3 protein-coding genes are annotated in these 2979 nt (G+C 41.4%); 1 reads left to right on the top strand and 2 read right to left on the bottom strand.

Annotated elements, in window-relative coordinates; genetic code table 11:
• Positions 1–36 precede the first annotated feature (36 nt).
• Positions 37–540 (bottom strand): universal stress protein, encoded by a 504-nt coding sequence (locus FD44_RS09685; RefSeq protein WP_010620019.1) that lies wholly within the window; start codon positions 538–540, stop codon positions 37–39.
• Between the two features lie 34 nt (positions 541–574).
• Positions 575–1978, bottom strand: a complete 1404-nt coding sequence (pepV, locus tag FD44_RS09680) for a dipeptidase PepV (RefSeq protein WP_010620020.1) — start codon at positions 1976–1978, stop codon at positions 575–577.
• Between the two features lie 117 nt (positions 1979–2095).
• Here pepV and FD44_RS09675 point away from each other — a divergent pair, with 117 nt between their 5' ends.
• Positions 2096–2926, top strand: coding sequence for an NAD(P)H-hydrate dehydratase (locus FD44_RS09675; RefSeq protein ID WP_010620021.1), 831 nt, complete (start codon positions 2096–2098; stop codon positions 2924–2926).
• Positions 2927–2979 lie beyond the last annotated feature (53 nt).

Raw genomic sequence — 2979 nt, 5'->3', positions numbered from 1 at the left:
CAATACCGGGGGTTCACTTCAGATTGGTGTTTTTATTTACTCAAATTTTGGATTCTTCGTTAAAACCTTATTATCCAAGTTCGTTCTTATAATTAACACGTCACAAATTGCATTTGTGACAACGTAACTGGCTGTCGACCCCATCATCATTCGTTCAACAACGTTTGATCCCGTTGCCCCCAAAATAATTAGGTCAACACCATAGTGAGTCGAAAGTTGACTCGCAATCTCAACTTTAGCATTGCCAAATTTGACAATTGTTTGTACTTTTTTAATACCAGACTCAACGGCCATATCCTTGTATTTAGCAACTAGATTTTCAAATTCTTCTTTCACGCCGTCCAGTACTGATTGATCAACGTATCCAAATCCAACCCGAGTCGATCCAATGCCAACAACTTTATCACTGCTAATTACCGTTGCAATGATTAATTCAGCATCATTTCGCTTGGCAGAAGCAATCGCTTTAATAACTGCTCTCCTTGCTTGCTTTGAACCATCAACACCAACGAGAATTTTATGATATGGAATACTTGCCATTTAAATCACCTCAGTCTTTAGTTGTCTTAACTCACTACTTTGCTAATTCATAGATGGATTCTGCATAAATTGAAAGTGCCTGAATTAAATCATTAATTGGTTGGAACTCATTTGCCTGATGCATGCTATCAGTTGTATGTGGAAATAACGCGCCAAATGCAACTCCTCGCTCCATCAATCGGCCGTACGTTCCACCACCAACAACTTCTGGTTGTGCTTGATGATCACCCGTCTGATTACGATAAACTGTCATAAGTGTTTTAACAATTGGATCTTCAAGAGAAACATAATGGGGAACCATCGTCCTGCCTTCCGTAACCGTGAAGTCCTCAGTTTCGCCAAAAGTCTCCAACTTGGTTAAAATCGTTTGATCGTCCATTCCCTTGGGGTATCTAAAGTTAAGAATGATTTTGCCACTTTCACCAGTTTGAAATTTCATAACCCCAACGTTCATAGTTAGGTCGCCCATAATATCATCCGTATACGTTAATCCTAGTTTATAGACCCTAGAATCATCGTGGAGACGATTAGCAATAAAATTGATGTAACGATCGGCATCCCCACCTAATCGGGTTGCTTGCTGCAGGAACAGTGCCAAATAAGTTCCTGCATTAATTCCGTTTTTAGGCTCCATTCCATGAGCAGCTTTCCCAATAACGTGTAAATCAACCCCATCTCCCGAAATTGAAACATCACCGGTCACTGGCAACTCGTCAAGGAATTTAGTAAACCTGACAACTAGTTCCTCATTATTACTCGTTTCGATTGTGGCAGTTGCATCCCGCGGCACCATATTTTCACGGAGACCAGAGTCAAATGAAACCAATCGATCTTCTTCACCATTGGTTCCGGCAGTATTAATCGTAAACGACGCATTTCCTTTTTCACCATTAATTAGCGGGAACTCAGCATCTGGAGAAAATCCCAATGTTGGCGCAGGTTCTACGTCAAAATAATGGGTCATTCCCGTCCACTCGCTTTCCTCATCGGTCCCAATAATAAAGCGAATCTTTTTATTTAACTTTAGGCCTAATTCTTTGATTAACTTTAACCCATAATAGGCAGCTAGTCCCGGTCCTTTATCGTCTGAAGTCCCACGACCATAAACGTTTCCATCCTTTTCAGTCAGTGTAAATGGGTCCGTATCCCAGCCATTGCCAGCAGGCATGACATCTGCATGAGCCAAAATAGCCAAGGTTTCGTCCCCTTCGCCATACTCTACATATCCCACAAGGTTATCTAAATTTTTCACTTTAAATCCGTCACGTTTAGCAATATCTAAATATTTATTGAGTGCTTCTGCTGGTCCAGGACCTAATGGTGCATCAGTCGATTTTTTAGAATCATCACGAACGCTTTCAATCGCGACTAAGTCCTTTAAATCTAATAAATAATGTTTCTTGTATGTTTCTGCTTTTTTCTGCCAATCAATCTCCAAAATAGTCGGCCTCCTGATATTATTCTTGCTACTCTTATTCTAGCATAGCTTAAGTCAAAACAGGCATTCAGTAATCTCCTTTTAACATGGTATACTCAAGGTAAGGAAGTGGCTTAGATGAAAAAAATAACAAAGGCAATTTTACCAAATACAATTCGCCAGAGGCCAGTGGACAGTTATAAAGGGACGTATGGTCGCGTTGTTTTGATTGGCGGCAATCGAAACTTCGGGGGTGCCATTATTATGGCTTCAGAAGCTAGTGTTTATAGTGGTGCTGGGCTAGTAACGACCATCACCGATTCAGCTAATCAGGCTAGTTTACATGCCCGCCTACCAGAAGCAATGGTGACTGATTTCAGCCAGCACACTCAAATAACCTCTCTCATTCAAAGTGCTAACGTCGTTGTTGTCGGCCCAGGTCTGGGTGATGATGCGAATAGTATCGAACAATTAAAAAATGTTTTAGCAACTGTTACACCTTCACAAATTGTCATCATTGACGGGTCGGCAATCTCAATTCTTGCCAGTAACAATTGGAATTTGCCAACAACTAATCTCATTTTTACGCCCCATCAAATGGAGTGGCAACGCTTATCTGGAATTAAAATTGCCGATCAAACTGAGACGGCTAATCAGCAGATTCGAAACCAGTTAAACGCGACGGTTGTTTTAAAATCACACCGAACTGAGATTTATACCGAAACCGGGTGTTTTCAAAATACGCTAGGTACCCCTGCTCAAGCAACGGGTGGAATGGGCGACACCCTTGCAGGAATGATTGGTGGCTTTACTGCCCAATTTGCAGACACAACCAATGCCGTGCAAGCAGCAGTTTATACACATAGCGCTATTGCAGAGCAGCTTGCCCGAAATCAGTACGTCGTTTTACCAACCCAGATTATTCATGAAATTCCCAAGTTCATGCACGAAAACCAGGCATCTAACTAAAAATACCGTCCAGCTGATTGTTATCAACTGTGCGATAATCCCTTTATGGTTGT

This window comes from Secundilactobacillus malefermentans DSM 5705 = KCTC 3548, assembly GCF_001436395.1.
Lineage (GTDB): Bacteria > Bacillota > Bacilli > Lactobacillales > Lactobacillaceae > Secundilactobacillus > Secundilactobacillus malefermentans.
This window is presented reverse-complemented; position numbering and strand designations above follow the sequence as displayed.

Bases quoted from the DNA above. Each gene is read 5' to 3' on its own strand.
- FD44_RS09675 (WP_010620021.1), top strand. From the start codon at position 2,096: ATGAAAAAAATAACAAAGGCAATTTTACCAAATACAATTCGCCAGAGG.
- FD44_RS09685 (WP_010620019.1), bottom strand. From the start codon at position 540: ATGGCAAGTATTCCATATCATAAAATTCTCGTTGGTGTTGATGGTTCA.